This is a genomic window from Alloalcanivorax xenomutans, from assembly GCF_900217905.1.
Taxonomy (GTDB): domain Bacteria; phylum Pseudomonadota; class Gammaproteobacteria; order Pseudomonadales; family Alcanivoracaceae; genus Alloalcanivorax; species Alloalcanivorax xenomutans.
In genome coordinates, this window is the sequence record NZ_OBMO01000012.1 from 101223 (window position 1) to 121984 (window position 20762).

The window sequence follows — 20762 nt, forward strand, 5'->3', positions numbered from 1 at the left end:
CCCATTCAAGATCTTTACGTCACCGCGTTGTCACGATCATCGCACAGGGAAAGCCATGGAAAGCGCCGCTTCCTCCACCGTTCGTTCCGGCCTCCGCATCATCCTGCCGCTGACACTGAGCGCCCTGCTCGGCGCCTGTGTCACCGTTGCCCCCCATACTCCGAAACTGAACACCGCCCCCGCCCAGACCTGGTTTTATCTCTTGGATATCGAACCGGCGCTGCCGGCCAGCGAGGTGCGGGTGGAAGCCTTGTATGTGCCCAGCAAACCGGAGTGTCCCCTGCGTCAGGTGGGCACCGATGTGCCGTTGGAACCGCAAGGATTGAATTATCGCATGACGGTCTATCTGGACCGCTTCGATGACCCTTTATGCGGCTGGCGTTTCAACCAGCTGTGGGTGGGCCTGAATGAGGAAAGCGGTTACGCCACCCGTTTCAGTGTGGTGCCCGGCGGCGGCGACCAGACCCGCTGGTGCCGCCTCAACCCCCGACATGGCGTGTGCATGCTCCGGGAACAGGACGTTCTCGACTATAAAGTGCCCGGCACCGTGCACCGCGTCAGGCTGATGCAGCAATAGCCTCGGCGATGCGGGTTGCCAGAGCGTAAACCGTGATCTGCGGATTGACGATGATCGAGGTCGGCAGCAGGCTGGCATCGGCGATGTAGAGCCCGGACACTTCATGGGTTTCTCCACTTTCCGCCACTACGCTGGTAGCAGGATCCGCGCCCATGCGGCAACTGCCCTGGGGGTGATAGCTGACCATGCGCAGATGGTGCGGCTGGTTCTCCAGGCCCTCCACCATCGGATCGATGTCCGTTTCCCGACGTATTATCAGCGGTTCACTGGTGGGCACATGGACCTGCTCCGCCCCGGCGGCCAGATGCAGGCGTGCCGCGGCTTTCAGCGCCTTCTTCATGGACGGGAAGTCAATATCGTCCAGTTGGTAATCGATGACCTTATTGTCCCCGTCCCAGTGCACCCGGCCCACATTGTGATCGTGAATCAGGGTCACCAGCCCGGCCAGATAACGGGCCTCTCCCATGAAATCCATGAACGGCGCGCCGGTGCCCGGCTCCGCCGTCATCGACAGTTCCACGATCCCGGCACCACCGTCCTCAAGCACGAAACCGCCGTCCTCCGGGGCCATGAATTGGTCCACGTAGACCCCGAGCATGGCACCGCGCCAGGCGTGCACCGGTTGCGGATAACGGGCGCTGACGTACAGCGACGGATGGCAGGCGAAGTGGCGCCCGACCTGATCGGAGCCATTGGCCAATTCGCTGCGCAACAACAACAGCGGCGTTTGTACCGCCCCGGCGGCCAGCACCACCCGTGGCGCCGTCACCGTCATCTCTGCCACCGGTTCACCATCGATGCCGGTGACCTGGGCACGGACGCCGGTGGCGCGACCATTATCGGAGAGAATCCCGGTGACGCGGGTGTCGGAGAAAATGCGCGCGCCGTGGGCCACCGCCCAGGGCAGATAACTGACCAGCATGGATTGCTTGCGCTCGGTCTTGCAGCCGGACAGGCAGTGCTCGGTGAGCGCGCAATCGCGGATATTGCGCTGGAACGGCTTCACCGACCAGCCCAGCTTGTCGGCACCGGTCTGGATCAGACGGGCATGGGCGGCAATCTCATGTTCACCGTTTTCATGCACGCCCAGGTGTTTTTCCACCCGCTCGAAATAGGGCCTCATGCTGTCGCTGGTGAGACCGGTGAGTCCGAAATCCCGCCGCCAGTCGCGCAGGATGAAGTCCGGGGTACGGAAACAGACGCCCGCATTGACCACGGTGGAGCCACCGACGCAGGCCCCCTGCAGGATCAGCAGATCGCCACTGCGATTAGTCTGACCTCCGTGATCCTGATAAAGCTGCTCCATGGCCTCCGGGAAGCGTTCGCTGAAATCCCGCGACGGCACATAGGGCCCCGCTTCCAGCACCAGTACCCGTTTGCCGCGCCGTGCCAGTTCATAGGCCACCACGGCACCGCCAGCGCCGGAGCCGACCACCACCACATCCGCCTGCAAATCCATTCGCGGCTCACGGATGTCCTTCGCCTGAGTGACCGCCAGACCGGAGTCCCGCCAAAGTGCCGTTGTCATTCCGGTATCCCCGTCTGTACATCCCCATCGTCCTCCGGCATCGGCGCGTTCCCCAGATACGCCAATCCCCAGCGATCCGAAACCGGACCGTCGAATTCCAGAGCCGGCCAGGTACGTTCGTCGCGCCAATAAGCGCTGTACACCAGTTGCTTGATCACCGTGGCCAGGGTTCGTTGCAACACCAGCCCCCGCCCCCAGCGATCGAAATAATCCCGCGCCGTTTCGTCGTCGAGATCGACAAAGCGGCGGCCATGGCGGAACACCGCGGCGTTATCGAACAATCCCAGTCCCTGCGACAGTTGCTGGCGCGGTGCCGGCGCCAGCAACGACAGTGTGCGCTGCACGTTGGCCACCACCGGCACGGTTTCGGTATCCGGCAGGTCCCGCCCTTCGGTGGGCAATAGCACCCGCCGGCAACGATCGAACAGCAGAAATTCCCGAGCACTCAGTTCGCCGGCCCAATCCGGTATCCGCCGCTGGTCCAGGGGGGAGCGGCGCAACCAGAAAAATCCGCCCGCGGCGACACCCGCCATCACGGCACTGGCGGCCAGCGTCCATTGGAGAAAACGGCGGCGCGCCAAGCCCTGTTGCAGCCATTCCGGCCCCGGCGGGGCGCTGTATTGTTGTGTCATGGTCGCACTCACGGAAGGGAATCAAGCTCCCAACATAGTCAGCCCCGGAGAGGGAGACAACATGTATACCAAACGGCGGACGGATTGACCCGATCGGCACACCGGGATACTGTACATAAGAACAGTATCCCGAATAGACCTTCATGGCCGGTTTCAACGAGAATATGGACGCCCTGCAACAACTGCTTCGTCGCCAGGACACCTGGCAAGGCCCCGGCCGGGGAGCGGCCCGCGAAGAACGCCGGCACACCGGTTTCCCGGCCCTGGACCGCCTGCTCTGGCAAGGTGGCTGGCCCAACCAGGGGCTGGTGGAACTGCTCTGTCCACTGCCCTGTCCGTCATTGCTGCACTTGCTGTTGCCCCTGTTGCGTCGCCGAGAGGACGGCGCCCGCATCATTGCCAACCCCCCGGCCCGGCCTTCCGCCACCGCCTTGAAGCGGGCCGGGTTGCCGCTGGAGCAAATCCTGGTGCTACAGGCCCGGGAACGCTCCACGCTGTTGCGTGCCTGCCTGGAAGCCGCCTCCAGCGATACTCTGGACAGCCTGGTGTTGTGGGCACCGGGAGGTGCCCTGCCCACCGGGACTCTGCGCCGCCTGCACATGGCCGCGCAGCAGGGCCGTTGTCTGTTTCTGCTGGTGCGCCCGCGACGGGCCTCGAAACAGCCCAGCCCGGCGCCCCTGCGTCTGTTGCTGGACGTCGATCAGCCCGGCGAACTGAGCGTCACCGTTGGCAAGCAGCCCGGTGGCCGCCACGGTCAGCAATGCCGGTTGGTGGTGCTGCCCGAGCACCTGCGCCACCCCCCACCGCCCTGCGCCACCATGGCCACCCGGACCCGTCGCCCGGAGACCGCGACGGCGCCCTCTCCGCTGGCGCTGCCGGCGCCAACATCGGAGGTCCATCCATGAATCCCCCTTTGTGGCTGGCCCTGCATTTTCCCTTGCTGGCTCTGGAAGCCGTGGATGGCCCCAGCCCCGAGCCCCGTGTACTGGTGCGGCAGCAACGGATCACCCTGGCCAATGCCGCCGCCCGTGGCGCCGGAGTGAGCGCCGGATTACGCCTGGGCACGGCCCGTGCTTTATGCGACGACCTCCAGGTGCAACAAGCCAATCCCCAGCGGGAGGAACGGGCTTTGCTGCGGGAGGCCCGTCACTTGCTGGCCATGACGCCACAAGTGTGCCTGGCGCCGCCCCATACCCTGCTGCTGGAAGTCGGCGGCTGCCTGAGCCTGTTCGGCGGTTTCAGTGGATTGCTGTCACGAGTGGACCAATACCGCCTGCACTGCCCGCTAACCAGCCATCTGGGCCTTGGTCCCACGCCGCTGGCGGCGTGGCATCTCACCGAGCTGCCTACTCTTGAACACCTGCCGGAACGCAGCCGGTTCCAGGCCTGGCTGGCGACCTTGCCGATCGACACCCTGGCCCTGGAAGACGCCGTGAAAGAACGTCTGCGGGCCCCTGGCTTTCAGACCCTCGGCGACCTGTTCGCACTGCCGCGGGCCGCGCTCGGCAAACGATTCGGCACTTCCTTTCTGGACTGGCTGCAACGCCTGCTCGGAGAGAAAGCGGACGTGCGCCGGGCGATTCCCGCCCCAACACCATTCCGGGAACAACAGCAATTCGATGATCCGATAAACGATCAGGCCCTGCTCAAAATCCCCATGGCGGCGCTGCTTGAACAGATGGAACAACACCTGAGGCGCTATCAGGAGCAGGTGCTGGCGATACGCTGGCATTTGCGTCTGGACAATCGCGAACGGCACACCCTGCTGGTGCGCCGGGCCCGGCCAGCCCATGACGCCGCCGGCTGGCTCGATCTGAGCCTGCGGCGCCTGGAGCACCAGCCTCTGGACGGCGCGGTGCTGGGACTGGGTTTGGATACCAGCCGGCCACGGCCATTGAACCCCGGCCTTGCCGCCCTGTTTCCGGAGCCCGGAGCCCGCGCTCCGCTGAGCGGCCTGCTGGAAAAGCTGGTGGACACTCCGGGGCTGGCGCTTTATCGCCCGGCTCTGGCCGATGACCACCTGCCGGAATACAGCGAATGCCGTCAGCCGCCGTTCGGCGTGAAACCACGGGAGCCTGAACAGGATCAGGCGGATCAGGACCGCCCCTTGTGGTTATTGGAATCGCCGCTGAGACTGCACCAGGACAACGGGGTGCCGGTGTGGCGGGGACAGCCTCTGCGGCTGTTTCCGCAACAGGAGCGTTTCAGCCAGCCCTGGCGGGGAACGATGCCCCGCCACTATCGGCTGGCGCATCATCCCCAGGGGGAATGTTGCTGGCTGTTCCAGGATGCCCGGCAGCAGTGGTGGCTGCATGGTTTCTTCTGATGCCCTGTTCCCTTTATTGCCGTGGCACCCGTCCCATCAGGTAGAACTCCTCGTTGGGCGGTGTTCCGGTGAGATTGACCATGCGATTGGACATGCCGAAAAACGCGGCGATGGCGCCAATATCCCACATGTCCTCGGTGGTGAAGCCCACTTCCGCCAGGCGGGCCTCCCATTGATCGTTCATCTCCCCCTGTTCCAGCGCCAGATGAAACGCGAAATCCAGCATCACCCGATGACGCTCGCTGATCGGCGCGGTGCGGTGGTTGATCGCCACTTGATCCGCCACCAACGGATTCTTGCTGTAGATCCGCAGCAAAGCGCCATGGGCCACCACACAGTACAGACAGTGATTCCGGGCACTGGTGGCGACCACGATCATTTCCTTTTCCGCTTTGCTCAGGGTGTCGGACTCGCGTTCCATGAGAGCATCGTGATAGGCGAAAAAAGCTCGAAATTCCGCCGGACGGCGGGCCAGCATGAGAAACACGTTGGGCACGAAGCCGGCTTTTTCCTGCACGCCAAGAATCACCTCGCGAATGTCTTCCGGCAGGTTGTCCAGACTTTCCGGTATGGGAAAGCGTTTGTTATTCAGAGTCATGGTGGTATCCCAAGGCAAACGAATGAAACGAGTACTCCAGTTAACGTTAACGTCAGGTTGATGTCCATCCCTCGACGGCGGGACCGAGAGGTGCCGGGGAGTCACCCATGACCCCGGACGCCCTGCCCTTCGCCGAACTACACTGCACCAGCGCCTTCAGCTTTCTCACCGGCGCCAGCCAGCCGGAAGAATTGGTGCAACGTGCCCACGAACTGGGCTACCGGGCTCTGGCGATCACCGATGACGCCTCCCTGGCCGGAGTAGTGCGGGCCTGGCGGGCGCACAAGGCATTGCGGGACGGCAGCGGCACCGCCCTGAAACTGATCATTGGCAGCGCTTTCCACCTGGAAACCGATCAAGGCGCTCTGCATCTGGTATTACTGGCCAGGAACCGGCGTGCCTACGGTGAAATCGCCACCTTGATCACCCAGGGACGGCGACGGGCGGAAAAAGGAAAATACCAACTGCACTGGCGGGATCTGACACGGCTGGAGCGCCATGCCCTGTGTCTGTGGTTCCCCGCCGGCGATGGCCGCGATCCCCATCATGCCTCCTTGCTCCAGGCCCATTTCGGCGATCGCTTCTGGCTTGCCTGCGAACTGCTGCAGGATCGTAACGACGCCCTGCACTATCAATATTGTCTGGCCTTGGCGCAACGTTTCGATCTGGCCATGAGCGCCGCCAACGATGTGCATTATCATCGCGCCGAGCGGCAAAGGCTGCAGGATGTCCTCACCGCTCTGCGGCTGAACACTTCGGTGTACGAGTTGGGCCGTCGCCGGTTCCAGAATGATCAGCGGCACCTGCGTTCGCTGGAGACCCTGGCCGGTATTTATCCAGAGCCCTTGCTTCGCGAGGCGGCCTGGATCGCCGATCAGTGCGAGTTCAAGCTGGACGACATCCGCTACCAGTATCCGGAAGAAGTCGTGCCGCCGGGTCAGAACGCCGACGATTATCTGGCCGCCCTCACCCATCAAGGCGCCGCGCGACGTTATCCCGATGGCGTACCCGCCTCCGTACAGGCCCTGCTGGAGCGGGAGCTGGCGCTGATCCGCGAACTGGAATACGCCCATTACTTTCTCACCGTCCACGACATCGTCGCCTTCGCCCGTGGCCAGGGCATTCTTTGCCAGGGACGCGGTTCCGCCGCCAATTCCGCGGTGTGTTACTGCCTCGGCGTCACCGAAGTGGACCCCGACCGCAGCCAGCTTCTGTTCGAGCGCTTCATTTCCAAGGAACGGCGGGAGCCACCGGACATCGACGTGGACTTCGAGCACGAGCGCCGCGAGGAGGTGATGCAGTACCTGTACCGCAAATATGGCCGGGACCGCGCCGCCCTGGCCGCTACCGTGATCCATTACCGCACCCGCTCGGCGGTGCGCGACGTGGGCCGGGCGCTGGGCGTGGATCTGTCGATCATCGAGCGGCTCAGCGCCAATCTGGCCTGGTGGGACAAACCCGCCGATCTGCAGGAGCGGTTCCGTGAAGTGGGTCTGGGTGATACCGCCCTGGGACGGCAGTACCGGGCGCTGGTGTTTGAACTGGTCGGCTTTCCCCGGCATCTGTCCCAGCATGTGGGTGGTTTCGTCATTACCCGCGATCCGGTGCCCACGCTGGTGCCGGTGGAAAACGCCGCCATGGCCGATCGCACCGTGATTCAATGGGACAAGGACGATCTGGAAGCTCTGGGGCTGATGAAGGTGGACGTACTGGCCCTGGGCATGCTCACCGCGATCCGCAAAACCCTGGATCTGGTCAGCCACTATCGCGGCCGGCCGCTGATCATGCAGGATATCCCCACCGAGGATCCCGCCACCTACGACATGCTCTGCAAGGGCAACAGTCTGGGGGTTTTTCAGGTGGAGTCCCGGGCGCAGATGAACATGCTGCCACGGCTGCGGCCACGCAAGTTCTACGATCTGGTGATCGAGGTGGCCATCGTCCGCCCCGGCCCGATTCAGGGCGACATGGTGCATCCCTATTTGCGCCGCCGCGATGGCCTGGAAGAACCCGATTACCCGGACCCGAAAGTGGAAGCGGTACTGAAACGCACCCTGGGTATCCCCATCTTCCAGGAGCAGGTGATCCAGCTGGTCATGGTGGCGGCGAAATTCTCCGGCGGCGAGGCGGATCAGTTACGCCGGGCCATGGCCCGCTGGGGCAAGAGCGGCGAACTGATGCAGTTCCAGGACAAGGTGATCCAGGGCATGCGCGCCAACGGCTACAGCGAGGACTATGCCCAGCGCCTGTTCGAGCAAATGAAGGGCTTCGGCGGCTACGGTTTTCCGGAATCCCACTCCGCCAGTTTCGCCCTGCTGGTGTATGTGTCCGCCTGGCTCAAACGCCATCACACCAGCGCCTTTTACTGCGGCTTGCTCAACAGCCTGCCGATGGGCTTTTACAGTCCCTCGCAAATTCTCCAGGATGCGCGCCGCCACGCCATTGAACTGCGCCCTCTGGACGTACGGCACAGCCACTGGGACCACACTCTGGAAGAGACACAAAGACAAAAGCTCGGGGTACAGCCAGCCTTGCGGCTGGGATTTCGTCAGTTGAAAGGGTTCAATCCGGAAGCCGCCGAGCGCCTGGTACAAGCCCGCGCCGAACGCCCCTTCAGCAGCGTGCGTGATCTGTGTCGGCGGGCCCGTCTTAATCAGCGGGAACGGGAAGCGCTGGTGGCCGGTAACGCACTGCGCGCGCTCAGCGGCCACCGCCACCAGGGCCACTGGGAAATCCAGGGACTGGAAGCGCCGCGCCCACTGCTTGAAACGGAGCGCGGGGCCGGCAAGGACCATGACGGAGTCTATCTCGACGCCCCTTCGGAGCACGCTGATCTGCTGCAGGATTACCGTCACCTGGGTCTGACCCTGGGCCGGCATCCCATGGCCCTGGTCCGCCATCTCCCTCGCTTTCGCGGCTGCCGCCGGGCACGGGACTTGAAGCGGGGCCGGCCGGGACAACTGATCCGGGTCGCCGGGCTGGTGACCAACCGGCAAAGACCCGGCTCCGCCAAAGGCGCGCTGTTCATGACACTGGAGGATGAGACCGGCAACACCAACGTGGTGATCTGGAATGCCATTCAGGAACGGTTCCGCAAAACCCTGCTGCGCAGCCCTCTGGTGATCGTCAAAGGCACTCTGGAAATCAGTCCGGAAGGCATCGTGCACCTGATGGCGGGAGCCTTGATCGACGCCGGTGATGCGCTGCGGGAATTGAATATCAAGTCGCGGGATTTTCGCTAAGGAGGCAGCAAGAGTATCCGCCCCAAAGCAAAAACCCCCGCTCAATGAGCGAGGGTTTTTGTAGTGGCGTCCCCTAGGGGAGTCGAACCCCTGTTACCGCCGTGAAAGGGCGGTGTCCTAGGCCACTAGACGAAGGGGACGTGTTTGGTGGAGCTAGGCGGGATCGAACCGCCGACCTCTACAATGCCATTGTAGCGCTCTCCCAGCTGAGCTATAGCCCCAGATTGTGACCACCGGTATGTGCGTCCCGTGTGGTGCGGCGTATTCTACCCAGGGGCCCTATCCTGTCAAGCACTTAGCGGCGGTTTTTCACGGTTTTTGCCCCGTCTGTTCATCCCTTGGTCAAATTGCTGCAATCTTAATCAGCCCGGCGAATCAAGGAGGCGTAGGCCTTCTCCAGCTTCTTGGTTTGCTTCTTGGAAACCCCGCCCAGCACCTCCACCGCGTGACGCAATCGCGCCCGGCTGATATCGGCGCCCAGCAATGCCATGCTGTCCACCACCGAAAAACTGGCGCTGGTGCCGGCGATGGCCACGAACACCGGGAACAGGAAGTCGCGGATTTTCACATCCAGGGCATCCGCCAGGGCCTTGGCATCGGCGAACAGATTATCCCGGTTCCAACTGCGCTGAGCCTCACAGGACCAGAGGAAGAACTGCAGCCATTCCTTCATATCCTCGGTGCTGTACTGCTTATGCTCGAAATCCTGTTCACTAATGGTGAGCATCCCGGAGAAACAGAAGCCGGCCTTGTCCACCACGTCGCTCAGCGTTTCCACCCGCTGCTTGATGTGCGGCAGCACCTGCATCACGTAGTCCCGATTGAAAGCCCAGCCCATCAGTTGTTGTAGAAACTGTTCATCGGACAGGTCCCGCAACCACTGGCCGTTGAGCCAGCTCAGCTTTTCCACATCGAACACCGGCCCGCCCAGGGACACGCGGTTGATGTCGAAAGCCGCTTCCATCTCGCTCAGAGAGAAACGCTCACGTTCATCGGGCATGGACCAGCCCATGCGACCAAGGTAGTTCACCAGCGCTTCCGGCAGGAAGCCCATGCGGCGATAGAAATTGATACTGGTGGGGTTCTTGCGCTTGCTGAGTTTGGATTTGTCCGGATTACGCAGCAGCGGCATGTGACACAGCACCGGCATGTCCCAGCCGAAATACTCATACAGCAGCTTGTGTTTCGGCGCGGAGTTCAGCCATTCCTCACCACGCAGCACATGAGTGATACCCATCAGATGGTCATCCACCACATTGGCCAGATGATAGGTGGGCAGCCCATCGGATTTCAGCAGAACCTGCGCGTCGGCCAGGGCCCAATCCAGCTCCACGGTGCCGCGCAGCATGTCCTCGATGGCGCAGCGGCCATCCTCCGGCACCCGCATGCGGATCACATAAGGCGCCCCTTCCGCTTCGCGGCGGGCCTGCTCGGCTTCATCCAGCTCAAGGTCACGGGGTTTCAACGCCCGGTTTTCACCGCTCTCCTTGATCCGGGCACGTAACGTGTCCAGTTCCTCGGCGCTGCGGTAACACTTGAAGGCGTGGCCGGCCTGAACCAATTGCTCGGCGTACTGACGGTAGATATCGCCGCGCTCACTTTGACGGTAAGGCGCGTGAGGGCCACCGACGTCCGGCCCTTCGTCCCAATCCAGCCCCAACCAGCGCAGGGAATCCAGGATCGCCTGCTCCGATTCCGCGGTGGAGCGCACCTGGTCGGTATCCTCGATCCTGAGAATGAACTGACCACCGTGCTGACGGGCAAAACAACGATTGAACAAGGCAATGTAAGCGGTGCCCACATGGGGATCGCCGGTGGGGGACGGGGCTACCCGGGTACGAACGGTCATGACAACTCCACGGCCGGAAAAAGGCGGCATTATACGGCATTTGCCGGCACGCCGACATGCTATTCGCCCGCCGCGGGCCGGTCGAACAGCGCCTTCCTCATTTGACAAAAAACGGCAACAGGAGGACCTTTTTGTATCCGGTCCGTCTGATATTCAATCCATACTGGCCGGCTTTGACGCTGTTACTTTCTTCGCCGTAATCAAGGAGGGCCTGAAATGAAAGTACTACTGACCGCCGCGCTGCTGGTGCTGGCACCGTTCGCCACCGCCATCGAGCGCACTCCCGCGCCGCCCGAAGCCGAAGTGTATTTCATCACGCCGCAGGACGGTGACACCGTCTCCGGGCCGGTCACCGTGAAATTCGGTCTCAAAGGCATGGGCGTGGCCCCCGCCGGCGTCACCCAGGACAATACCGGGCACCACCACCTCCTGGTGGATCTGAAGGAGGCGGTGAACGAGGATCAGCCTCTGCCCAGTAATGACAACGTGCGCCATTTCGGCGGCGGCCAGACCGAAACCACTCTGGATCTGCCACCGGGCGAACATACCCTGCAATTGATCATGGGCGATGCCCGCCACGTGCCGTTCGAGCCTTCCATCACCAGCGAGAAAATCACCATCACGGTGAAGTAAACCGCTGCCGCGGCGGGGCACTCCACCTCGCCGCTGTTTTCCTTTCTCCGGGGTCAGCGCAACAGCAGGTGCGGCACCCTCGCCTCTCGCAGCATTTCATTGGTGGTACTGCCCAGCAGGAATTCCCGGATACGGGAATGGCCGTAAGCGCCCATCACCAACAGCTCGATACCATGCTCCTGCTGATAACGATGCAACGCCGGTTCCACCTCACCTTCCAGGATGGCGGTGAAGACCTGATGACCGCCATCGGACAAGCGCTCCCCGGCCCAGGCCAGCTCTTCGTGACGGGCATGCTGGCCATCATCGACGGTCACCAGATGACAGTCCAGACCACGGAACAGCGGACTGGCGGCCAGCATTTCCACCCCCTTGCGGCAAGTATCACTGCCATCGAAAGCCAGCATGATCACCCCGGGCTCGGAGAACGTCTCGGGCACTACCAGTATCGGCCGGTAGACCGCCCGGACCACCCGCTCCACGTTGTCCCCCACTTTGGCGGACGCCCCCTGATGTTCGGTGCCCTGCCGTCCGATCACCAGCAGCCGGGTCTCGTCCTGAAGCGCCAGCAGGCTTTCCAACAGGTCGCCATGGCGTTGTTGCAACTCCGGATCGTCGATGCCTTTGTCCATCGCCCGGGCCTTGGCCGCGTCCAGCATCAACTTTCCCTGTTCCATGGCCACCCGGTTACGGCGGGCGTCCAGGTCGGCCAACTCTTCCATCAGATGTTCACGGGCGCCCAGGCTCAAGGACCCGCTCAAGTCCGTGGGCGTGCTCGGATAACGTTGCTGGTCCAGCACATGCAGCAGCTTCAGCGGCGCGTCCAGGCGCCGACTGGCCCAAACCCCGGCATCGCACACCGCGCTGGCGGCCACTGACCCATCAATACAGGCAACGACTTTGCTCATGTTGTTTTCCTCAATGTCCACCCATCAGTTTCTCCACGGCGTCCGGCTTATCGTGTACCGCGTATTTGTCCACCAGAGTGGCGCTGGCCTCATTAAGGCCGATCAGTTCCACATTGGTGCCTTCGCGGCGGAATTTGATGATCGCCTTGTCCAGTGCGCCAATAGCGGTGATATCCCAAAAATGGGCCCGATGTACATCGATGACCACTTTTTCCAGTGCCTCACGAAAATCGAAAGCATCCAGGAACTGTTCCGATGAGGTGAAAAATACCTGCCCCACCACATGGTAGGTACGTTCGCCGGGAGCGTCCTGTTCCGAACGCACATAAAACACCCGCCCGACTTTATTGGCGTAGAACAGCGCGCTCAGCACCACGCCAACGGCAACCCCCAGGGCCAGGTTATGAGTGAGCACGGTGACCACCACGGTGGCCAGCATGACGATGGTGCTGCTGGGCGGATGGCGGCGCAGGTTCACCAGCGATTCCCAACTGAAAGTACCGATGGACACCATGATCATCACCGCCACCAGCGCGGCCATCGGAATCCGCGACACGTGATCGCCAAGAAACACCACCAGGATCAGCAACACCACACCGGCCACCAGCGTGGACAAGCGGGTACGGCCACCGGATTTCACATTGATCATGGATTGGCCGATCATCGCGCAGCCGGCCATGCCACCGAAGAAACCGGCGACGATGTTGGCAATGCCCTGCCCCTTGCACTCGCGATTCTTATTGCTCTCGGTGTCGGTCAGTTCATCGATGATGGCGGCGGTCATCATGGACTCCAGCAGCCCCACTATCGCCAGCGTCAGGGACACCGGAAAAATGATCTTCAGGGTTTCCAGGGTCAAAGGGATGTCCGGCAGCAGGAATACCGGCAGGCTGTCCGGCAGGTCCCCCTTGTCCCCCACGGTGGGGACGTTCCAGCCCATGGCCACGCACAACACGGTAAGACCGATGATGCAAATCAAGGGCGAAGGCACCGCTTTGGTCAACAACGGAAACAGATAAATAATCCCCAGACCGCCGATCACCAACGGATAGACCAGCCACGGCACGTCCACCAGCTCCTTGAGCTGGGCCATGAAAATCAGGATCGCCAGGGCGTTGACGAAGCCGGTGATCACCGACCGGGACACGAATCGCATCAATTGTCCCAGCTTCAGAAAGCCGGCAACGATTTGCAGCACCCCGGCCAGAATCGTCGCCGCCAGCAGATACTGCAGGCCATGCTCCTTGACCAGAGTCACCATCACCAGCGCCATGGCGCCGGTAGCGGCGGAAATCATGCCGGGCCGGCCACCGGCGAAGGCGGTGACCACGGCAATACAGAAAGAGGCATACAGTCCCACCTTGGGATCCACCTCGGCGATGATGGAAAAGGCGATGGCCTCGGGGATCAGCGCCAGTGCCACGACAATGCCGGCGAGCACGTCCGCGCGAACATTGCTGAACCAATGCGCTTTAAGGGAAGCAATCATTAACGGAAAACCCTATGTACGTATGCAAAAAAAGACACCACAAAAGGCGGCAACAAAAATTGCCTGAAGCAATTTGGGCATAAAAACAGGCGATAAATCGCGAATACGGGACAACGGTCCCGCGGGAACCAGAAAGTTCCGGGGATGAACACCGTCGGGCCGGCGCGAGAAGCACCTGCCGGGTGTCGGAAGATCCGCGCGCTAGGGCGGAGTCAGGCCATCAAGGATGGCGGGGGAATACGAATGCAACATGAAAATCAGACATTACCCGTCATGGAAGGCGGCGCAGTCTACCAGCCCGCGCCGGTTATGCCCACCTCGGATCCGGTTTTGCCTCACACCGGCACCGTGCGATAATGCGCCCCCTGCAGTCGTTGCCACCGTCCCATGCCCACATCCCAACGCCTTGCCCCCGGTCCCGACCGGCGCCTTTCGGTGGCGCCGATGATGGACTACACCACCCGCGACTACCGTTATCTGGCACGGCTGATCAGCCGTCATACGCTGCTGTATACGGAAATGGTGGTGGCCCAGGCGGTGATCCATGGCGACCGCGAGCGGCTGCTGGGTTTTGACGACGCCGAGCACCCGGTGGCGGTGCAGCTCGGCGGCAGCGATCCGGCCCAGTTGGCGGAAGCCGCGCGGATCTGCGCCGACTACGGCTACGACGAGATCAATCTGAACGTGGGCTGTCCCTCGGACCGGGTGCAGCAAGGCAAGATTGGCGCGGTGCTGATGGCCGAGCCGGATCTGGTGGCCCGCTGCGTGGAGGCCATGGCCCGGGTCAGCCCGGTGCCGGTCACGGTGAAGACCCGCATTGGTATCGATGATCAGGACGACTATCCGTTCCTGCAACGCTTCGTCGCCCGCATGGACGCCGCCGGCTGCCGCAGCCTGACCATCCACGCCCGCAAGGCCATCCTCAGCGGCCTGTCGCCGAAGGAAAACCGGGAAATTCCCCCGCTGATCTATGAACGGGCCTATGCCATCAAGCAGGCCTTCCCACATCTTGAGATCATTCTCAACGGCGGCCTGCGCGATTTGCCTTCCGTGCTGCACCATCTGGATCAGGTGGATGGTCTGATGATAGGCCGGGAAGCCTACGGCAACCCCTGGTGCCTGGCCGGTCTGGACGCCACCGTGTTCGGTGATCCCGCGCCCCAACCGGATCGTCATCAGGTGGCACGGGCCTTCCTCTCTTATCTGGAGCAGCGCTACGCGGGAGGCTGTCATCCCAAGCACGTGCTGCGCCACGCCCTGAACCTGTTCCAGGGCCAGCCCGGAGCCCGCGCCTACCGCCGTCATCTGAGCGAGAACATGCACCAGGCGGATACCACCCCAAAGGTGTTCGAGGAAGCGCTGGCGCTGGTGGGTTAGGTCGGACGCCGGACGTCAGACATCGCCCCCTTTTCCCACTGGCAAGAACCTTCCTGGGTTCTTATGCTCTAAGCCTCACTCACTTGTTTTTGGTTAATGGGACGGATCATGGCGAATCAGCGGCAGCAACTGGAGCAATGGACCACCGTGGTGGCGGACACCGGCGATATGGAGATGATCGCCGCCCTGGCCCCCTGTGACGCCACCACCAACCCCTCTTTGCTGTTGGCGGCGGCGCGGGACAGCCGCTATCAGTCCCTGCTGACCCAGGCCCGGAGTCTGGCCACGGAGATGGGCCGTGGCCACGACCTGACCTGGTGCAGTGACGCCTACGCCTGTCTTGCCGGACAAGCGGTGCTGGAGCACGTTCCAGGGCTGGTTTCCACCGAGGTCGACGCCCGCCTGTCCTTTGACACCCGCGCCACGGTGGAGCGGGCTCGGCGGCTGATGGCGCTGTACCGGGAACTGGATGTGGACCCGGATCGCATCCTGATCAAAATCGCCGCCACCTGGGAAGGCATCGAGGCTGCCCGTATCCTCGAAGAGGAAGGTACCCGCTGCAATCTGACCCTGGTGTTCTCCCTGGCCCAGGCCCTGGCCGCCGCCGAAGCCGGCACCACGCTGATCTCCCCGTTCGTCGGCCGGATCCAGGACTGGCATGTCAAACGCGGCCTCGACATCCAGCACATCGACGACGATCCCGGCGTGCAGTCGGTATGCGGCATTTTCCGCACGCTCAAGGCTCGGGGACTGGAAACCATCGTCATGGGCGCCAGCTTCCGCAACGCCGATCAAATCCGCGCCCTGGCCGGCTGTGACCGTCTCACCATCAGCCCGGCCCTGCTGGAAACCCTGGCCGCCGACGAGAACCCGTTGACCCAGGCCCTGGACGCCGCCGACGTGGAACCGGACGAAGACTGGACACCGATCAGCGAGGCGGGCTTCCGCTGGGCGCTGAATCAGGACCCCATGGCCAACGACCTGCTCAGTGACGGCATCCGCCGCTTCGCCGCGGATCAGGTCGCACTGGAAACTCTGTTAAGCGAAGAGGAACGTGCCGCGTGAATTGGATTGCCCGCCTGTTCGAACCCCAGACCACCCGGGAACCGGTCACGGAACTGGATTTGCACCGGGCCGCCGCCGCCCTGCTGCTGGAAGTGGCGCGCACCGACGGCCGCATTGATGATCGCGAAAAACAAAGCCTGTTCAAGGCGGTGCGCCAACGCTGGCAATTGGACAGCGACGAACTGGAAGAGATTGTCGCCGAGCTGCATGAGCGGGTGGAAGGCGCCACCGATCTGTATGAATTCACCAGTCCGTTGCGCGAGCATTGGGGCCCGGAACCCCGGGCCCGTCTGATCGAGGACATGTGGGCCGTGGCCGCCGCCGATGGCAAGGTGGACGTGTACGAAGAGCATTTGATCCGCCGCGTGGCGGACCTGCTCTACGTGTCTCACGGCGATTACATTCGAGCCAAACTCGCTGCCACCGGCGAATAGTGACCCGCGCGGATCACCATTGCGGTTCTGATTCCGTCCCCTGTTCCTCCGCCGGCGCCGCTTGCCCTTCGGCCTTCGGCGCCGGTCCCGGCACCCGGCTCAGCCCTTCCCCCTTCATGCGCTGAGTGATGTAGAAATTGCGAAGGAAGGTGTAGCGGTCGCCGATAATGTTGCGCTCCAGGTCAAGCAGATCGGCGCGTAGATCCACCGCGTAAACCGCGCTGAAGATGAGACGGTCCGTGGTGTCTTCCAGCAAATAGTGAGACAGCCGCATATAGTCTTCCGGCCAGATAGTGGCGGCGTCCCGGACCGTGGACGGGCCGAACAGCGGCAATACCAGATAAGGACCGGAGTCCACGCCCCAACGCGCCAGCGTCAAGCCCAGATCGGTCTTGTGTTTCGGAATGTCCAGCTCCGACGCCACGTCGAACAGGCCGGCCAGCCCCAGCGTGGTATTCACCGAGAAGCGGCCGAAATTATCCCGCGCCTGTCCCCAGCGCCACTGGAGCACATTGTTCAAGCCGCTGCGGAAATCCTGCAGGTTGGCGAAAAAACGCGTGAAGGTATCGTCCAGCCATTGCGGAGTAATGAATCGATAGCCCTTGGCCGCCGGCTTCAGCGCGTAACGATCCACGAACTCATTGAAGCCGAACATTTTGCGGTTGAAGCCCTCCCAGGGATCGATCTCCTCCCAGTCCATGGCAGGGCCGGCAAAGGGATCATCCAGGTCACCGGAACCGGAGGCGGCCCAGTCATCGCCGCCGTCGCCCCAGCCATCATCCTCGGCCGGAGGGCTTTCCCCCCAATCGTCCCCGCCATCAACAGCGGTGGCATTGGCGGGCAAGGCGTCCGGAGCGTCATCAACGGTGTTTTCCACGGCGCCTTGTTCGGCATCAGCGGTACTCACCGCCTCCGGCGGCGCCAACGGCGCCCGGGCTTCGCTGTCATCCCGGGGCGTCTGCGCACACCCAACCACCAGGCCAGCGAAAGCCAGCAGAATCCATTTACGCACAAGCAATCCTCTGTTCGTTGGTGAGCGCATTATAGGCACGTCCGTGCTATCACTCCCAGGATCTGATCACAGCCCCTTCACCGGGAAGTCACATCGGCCAGGAGCCCGATTCAGCGTGCTCCCAGGATCACGTCCTTGCCGCGCAGTTGCTCCAACAACTCAACGGCGAAACCATGCAGCGCACTCTGGTCGGCAAAGTTCAACTCTTCCGCCAGTCTTGTCAACACAGCCTCGCCCTGCTCTTCAGGGCTGGCCTCAATCAATTGCAGCATGCGGGCGGTGGCGGGGTTCAGTTCGGTGAAGCGGACCCGATCGTCCCGATCCCGGTGAATAAGCAGCCACACCGGTTCCGCCAGGGGCCGGTCAGGACGATAATCCGGACCAATCCGGTGGACCGGGAAGCGATATCCCTGCAGTACATGCAAAGGATTGAGCACCGGCACCCCGGCGAGCAGATCGCCATCGGGATCATAGCCCCGCTGGGGAATCTCCTCGGTGGCGGTATCGAGGACCACCTCCATCCACTCGTAATGGGCCAGTTCCGCCAGATAAGGCGGGTCCTGGGGATCGGGCTGATACTCCCCGGCCAGGAAAGCAACGAATTCGCCGGGGATTTGCAGAAAATAGGGAGAATGGCTGCGGTGGCCATGAAAAAAAGCGCGCACCAGAGCCCGCCAGCGGTCTTCCGGCAAGACGCCGTGCAGGACCGGAAAGCCCTGGCTCAGGATGCCCTGCACATTATTGAAAAAGAGATCGCGGTATACCGCCAGCCGGCGATCCTCCAACCCCTCCGGTGCCGCGTGCCGGTCCGGGTCGCGCAGATGGGCGGCAAAACGCCGCTGCACGGCAACAAAATCCGGCTCGCTCATGCGGAGCTCCTGTCCGGCTTCCGGGCCTGATCTTCCACCTGCCGCTGGGTATCGCCGATACGGCTCAACTCCGCGAACAGGGTATCGTTGTCGGGAAAGTTGAAATCCCGCTCCAGCAACGTCGGCAGCACCCCAAAGCGTCGATAAGCGTGTTCCAGCAATGACCACACCGGCTCGATCACGGCGCTGCCGTGGGTATCCACCTTGAGATCCTCGGCCTCGTCGTAGTGACCGGCGATATGCACATAGCAGATCCGCTCGCCGGGCAGGCCATCAATGAAGCTGTACGGGTCGTAACCGTGGTTGATGCCGTTCACATAGGCGTTGTTGACGTCCAGCAACAGACCGCAATCGGCCTCCTCGAGCACCGCGCGAATGAACTCCAGCTCGGTCATCTCCGCGGGACCGCCGGGTGGCGTGTAATAACTGACGTGTTCAATACCAATGGGGCGTTCAAGAAAGTCCTGCACCCGCCGGATACGATCGGCGACGTAACGCACCGCCTCACCGGTAAACGGTATCGGCATCAGATCATAAAGATGGCCGCCGTCACTGCAGTAGCTCAAATGTTCGGTATAACAGCGGATTTGATGTTCATCGAGAAACCGTTTGACTGCGGCCAGCAGCTCGAAATCCAGCGGATGGGGTCCACCCAGGGACAGGCTCAGACCGTGGCAGACGAACGGGAAGCGTTCGGTGAAACGACGGAATTCCCGGCCCAGGCGACCGCCCATGGGGATCCAGTTTTCCGGCGCCACCTCCATGAACTGGAACGGCACGGTCTCGCATTGGGAAAGCGGGCCCATCAGGGCCCGCCGTAATCCCAGACCGGTCCCTTCGACCGGAGTAAGGGCTTTCATCACGGCACTCAGTCAGGCAGGGGTTGGAGATCAGGCGGCGCCGCCGCACTTGCCTTCGCCACACTTACCTTCGGCGCCTTTTTCCTTGTCCTCGCCACACTTGCCTTCGGCTTTCTTGTCACCGCCACAGCTGCCTTCCGCTTTCTTGCCGCCACAGCTGCCCTCGGCTTTTTTACCGCCGCAACGCCCTTCAGCGCCTTTCTCTCCGTGATTGTCAGCAAGTTGATAGCCGGCTCCGAGATCGGAGGCGGCGAAGGGATTTTCAACCGCCTGCGCGGTCACCGGCAGGGACATCGCCGATGCGACAAAGGCAGCGCCAACGGTGGCCGCCAAAGGATTGAGTTTATTGGTTTTAGCCATGTCATCTTCTCCTGATTCGCTGATGGGGTCGAAACACCACCGGGACCCGGAATGGTCCGGTTCATGATTTCGACACTATAGTGATGCACGGCGGGAGTAAACGTTACAGAGGGATATCAAAAAAGAGACATCGCCGGCAAGTCAGCTTCCCACGGAGGGACTCGCGGAGTCGCTGTGGGAAGCTGGCTTGCCAGCGAATGCAGGACACCGGTGGTCTTAAACCGGATTATTATAACGTCGGTTCAGCTTGCGCATACCACCGATCCAGCGGTCATAGTCCGCGGTTTTGTTGCGCATGTATTCCAGCACTTCCGGGTGCGGCAGAACCAGGAAGGTCTCCTCCTGGATCGCTTTCAGGCAAGCCCGCGCCACCGGTTCCGGCTCCATCATGCCATTGATACTGGCGACGCCATCTTCCTTGCCCTTGGTCATGGCGGTGCGCACCGCCTGCGGGCACAGCACCGATACCTTGATGCCGTCATCGCCATAGGTCAGCGCCAGCCATTCGGCCAGCCCCACGGCGGCGTGTTTGGTCACCGCGTAGGGAGCGGATCCCACCTGGGACAGCAGCCCGGCGGCGGAAGCGGTGTTTAGCAAATAGCCGCCGCCACGGGCGGTCATTCTCGGCACCAGGTGCCGCGCCGCGTAGACGTGGGCCATGACATTGATGTCCCAGATTCTCTGCCATACGTCGTTGCTCACTTCCGGCCCGCCACGGGTGGAGATGCCAGCGTTGGAGCAGAACAGATCGATCGGCCCTTCGTTGGCTTCCACCTCGTCGATCAATGCCTGGATCTCACTTTCCTCGGCGACATTGACCCGCCGGCCGATACCGCCGATGGCGTCGGCGGTGGCCTGGGCGCCTTCGCCGTCCAAGTCGGCGCAGATGACACGCTTGGCGCCGGCCTCGGCGAAACACTCCGCCAGCGCGCGGCCGATACCACCGGCGGCGCCGGTGACCACGACTATCCGGTCTTTAATTTCCATGCCTTTGCTCGCTGTT

General features: G+C 62.4%; 19 protein-coding genes and 2 tRNA genes. 8 read left to right on the plus strand and 13 right to left on the minus strand.

From position 1 onward, the window contains the following. Positions 1 to 55 precede the first annotated feature (55 nt). Complete coding sequence (locus tag CRO06_RS11300; protein WP_097058462.1) at positions 56 to 577, plus strand: hypothetical protein; 522 nt, start codon at positions 56 to 58, stop codon at positions 575 to 577. On the opposite strand, the gene CRO06_RS11305 is transcribed toward CRO06_RS11300, so the two are convergent. Together CRO06_RS11305 and CRO06_RS11310 are read right to left on the minus strand one after the other, a co-directional pair. After that, on the minus strand, positions 558 to 2105 hold the full coding sequence (locus tag CRO06_RS11305) for an FAD-dependent oxidoreductase (RefSeq protein WP_097058463.1): 1548 nt from the start codon (positions 2103 to 2105) through the stop codon (positions 558 to 560). The two genes, CRO06_RS11300 and CRO06_RS11305, sit on opposite strands and share 20 nt — an antisense overlap. Then, positions 2102 to 2737: a gluconate 2-dehydrogenase subunit 3 family protein gene (locus CRO06_RS11310; protein WP_097058464.1), complete on the minus strand. Its 636-nt coding sequence runs from the start codon at positions 2735 to 2737 to the stop codon at positions 2102 to 2104. The genes CRO06_RS11305 and CRO06_RS11310 overlap by 4 nt, the downstream gene beginning before the upstream one ends. 143 nt (positions 2738 to 2880) lie before the next feature. Here CRO06_RS11310 and CRO06_RS20060 point away from each other — a divergent pair, with 143 nt between their 5' ends. Then, positions 2881 to 3642, plus strand: coding sequence for a hypothetical protein (locus CRO06_RS20060; RefSeq protein WP_158549043.1), 762 nt, complete (start codon positions 2881 to 2883; stop codon positions 3640 to 3642). Then, on the plus strand, positions 3639 to 5063 hold the full coding sequence (locus tag CRO06_RS11315) for a Y-family DNA polymerase (RefSeq protein ID WP_179746571.1): 1425 nt from the start codon (positions 3639 to 3641) through the stop codon (positions 5061 to 5063). The genes CRO06_RS20060 and CRO06_RS11315 overlap by 4 nt, the downstream gene beginning before the upstream one ends. 13 nt (positions 5064 to 5076) lie before the next feature. On the opposite strand, the gene CRO06_RS11320 is transcribed toward CRO06_RS11315, so the two are convergent. Further along, complete coding sequence (locus CRO06_RS11320; protein WP_022994249.1) at positions 5077 to 5661, minus strand: peroxidase-related enzyme; 585 nt, start codon at positions 5659 to 5661, stop codon at positions 5077 to 5079. A 107-nt stretch (positions 5662 to 5768) separates the two neighbouring features. On the opposite strand from CRO06_RS11320, the gene CRO06_RS11325 reads away from it, so the two are divergent. Further along, positions 5769 to 8903 carry an error-prone DNA polymerase gene (locus tag CRO06_RS11325; protein WP_179746573.1) on the plus strand — a complete coding sequence of 1045 codons (3135 nt, stop codon included), beginning with the start codon at positions 5769 to 5771 and terminating at the stop codon, positions 8901 to 8903. Between the two features lie 64 nt (positions 8904 to 8967). Here the strand turns inward: CRO06_RS11325 and CRO06_RS11330 are convergent. From CRO06_RS11330 to gltX, 3 genes are all read right to left on the minus strand, one after another. Next, a tRNA-Glu gene (locus tag CRO06_RS11330) sits at positions 8968 to 9043 on the minus strand. 5 nt (positions 9044 to 9048) lie between these two features. After that, positions 9049 to 9124, minus strand: a tRNA-Ala gene (locus CRO06_RS11335). A 137-nt stretch (positions 9125 to 9261) separates the two neighbouring features. Continuing rightward, entirely contained in the window at positions 9262 to 10752 is a 1491-nt protein-coding gene (gltX, locus tag CRO06_RS11340) for a glutamate--tRNA ligase (protein WP_055099954.1), read from the minus strand. Positions 10753 to 10968: 216 nt separating this feature from the next. Here gltX and CRO06_RS11345 point away from each other — a divergent pair, with 216 nt between their 5' ends. Continuing rightward, positions 10969 to 11385 carry a DUF4399 domain-containing protein gene (locus tag CRO06_RS11345; protein WP_055099953.1) on the plus strand — a complete coding sequence of 139 codons (417 nt, stop codon included), beginning with the start codon at positions 10969 to 10971 and terminating at the stop codon, positions 11383 to 11385. Between the two features lie 53 nt (positions 11386 to 11438). Here the strand turns inward: CRO06_RS11345 and CRO06_RS11350 are convergent, their stop codons facing one another. Next, positions 11439 to 12293 (minus strand): universal stress protein, encoded by an 855-nt coding sequence (locus CRO06_RS11350; RefSeq protein WP_026949226.1) that lies wholly within the window; start codon positions 12291 to 12293, stop codon positions 11439 to 11441. A gap of 10 nt (positions 12294 to 12303) precedes the next feature. After that, the gene (locus CRO06_RS11355) at positions 12304 to 13782 is read right to left on the minus strand and encodes a SulP family inorganic anion transporter (RefSeq protein ID WP_097058466.1); all 1479 of its coding nucleotides are present in this window, start codon (positions 13780 to 13782) and stop codon (positions 12304 to 12306) included. A 387-nt stretch (positions 13783 to 14169) separates the two neighbouring features. Between CRO06_RS11355 and dusA the strand changes: the two genes are divergently transcribed. The 3 genes from dusA to CRO06_RS11370 all read left to right on the plus strand — a co-directional run bounded on the left by dusA (position 14170) and on the right by CRO06_RS11370 (position 16658). After that, positions 14170 to 15159 carry a tRNA dihydrouridine(20/20a) synthase DusA gene (dusA, locus tag CRO06_RS11360; RefSeq protein WP_097058467.1) on the plus strand — a complete coding sequence of 330 codons (990 nt, stop codon included), beginning with the start codon at positions 14170 to 14172 and terminating at the stop codon, positions 15157 to 15159. A gap of 108 nt (positions 15160 to 15267) precedes the next feature. After that, a complete protein-coding gene (locus CRO06_RS11365; RefSeq protein WP_022994258.1) occupies positions 15268 to 16224 on the plus strand; it encodes a transaldolase family protein in 957 nt (318 codons plus the stop codon). Further along, positions 16221 to 16658 carry a tellurite resistance TerB family protein gene (locus CRO06_RS11370; protein ID WP_026949223.1) on the plus strand — a complete coding sequence of 146 codons (438 nt, stop codon included), beginning with the start codon at positions 16221 to 16223 and terminating at the stop codon, positions 16656 to 16658. Before CRO06_RS11365 ends, CRO06_RS11370 begins: the two co-directional genes overlap by 4 nt. A gap of 13 nt (positions 16659 to 16671) precedes the next feature. Here CRO06_RS11370 and CRO06_RS11375 read toward each other — a convergent pair whose 3' ends face one another. From CRO06_RS11375 to CRO06_RS11395, 5 genes are all read right to left on the minus strand, one after another. Further along, positions 16672 to 17670 carry an MlaA family lipoprotein gene (locus CRO06_RS11375; RefSeq protein WP_244902815.1) on the minus strand — a complete coding sequence of 333 codons (999 nt, stop codon included), beginning with the start codon at positions 17668 to 17670 and terminating at the stop codon, positions 16672 to 16674. A 110-nt stretch (positions 17671 to 17780) separates the two neighbouring features. Further along, entirely contained in the window at positions 17781 to 18539 is a 759-nt protein-coding gene (locus CRO06_RS11380; protein ID WP_097058468.1) for an HvfC family RiPP maturation protein, read from the minus strand. After that, a complete protein-coding gene (locus CRO06_RS11385) occupies positions 18536 to 19399 on the minus strand; it encodes an HvfB family MNIO-type RiPP peptide maturase (RefSeq protein WP_097058469.1) in 864 nt (287 codons plus the stop codon). The genes CRO06_RS11380 and CRO06_RS11385 overlap by 4 nt, the downstream gene beginning before the upstream one ends. Before the next feature lie 30 nt (positions 19400 to 19429). Further along, positions 19430 to 19759 carry an HvfA family oxazolone/thioamide-modified RiPP metallophore gene (locus CRO06_RS11390; protein WP_022994263.1) on the minus strand — a complete coding sequence of 110 codons (330 nt, stop codon included), beginning with the start codon at positions 19757 to 19759 and terminating at the stop codon, positions 19430 to 19432. A 216-nt stretch (positions 19760 to 19975) separates the two neighbouring features. After that, the gene (locus CRO06_RS11395) at positions 19976 to 20746 is read right to left on the minus strand and encodes an SDR family NAD(P)-dependent oxidoreductase (protein ID WP_097058470.1); all 771 of its coding nucleotides are present in this window, start codon (positions 20744 to 20746) and stop codon (positions 19976 to 19978) included. Positions 20747 to 20762: the final 16 nt, after the last annotated feature.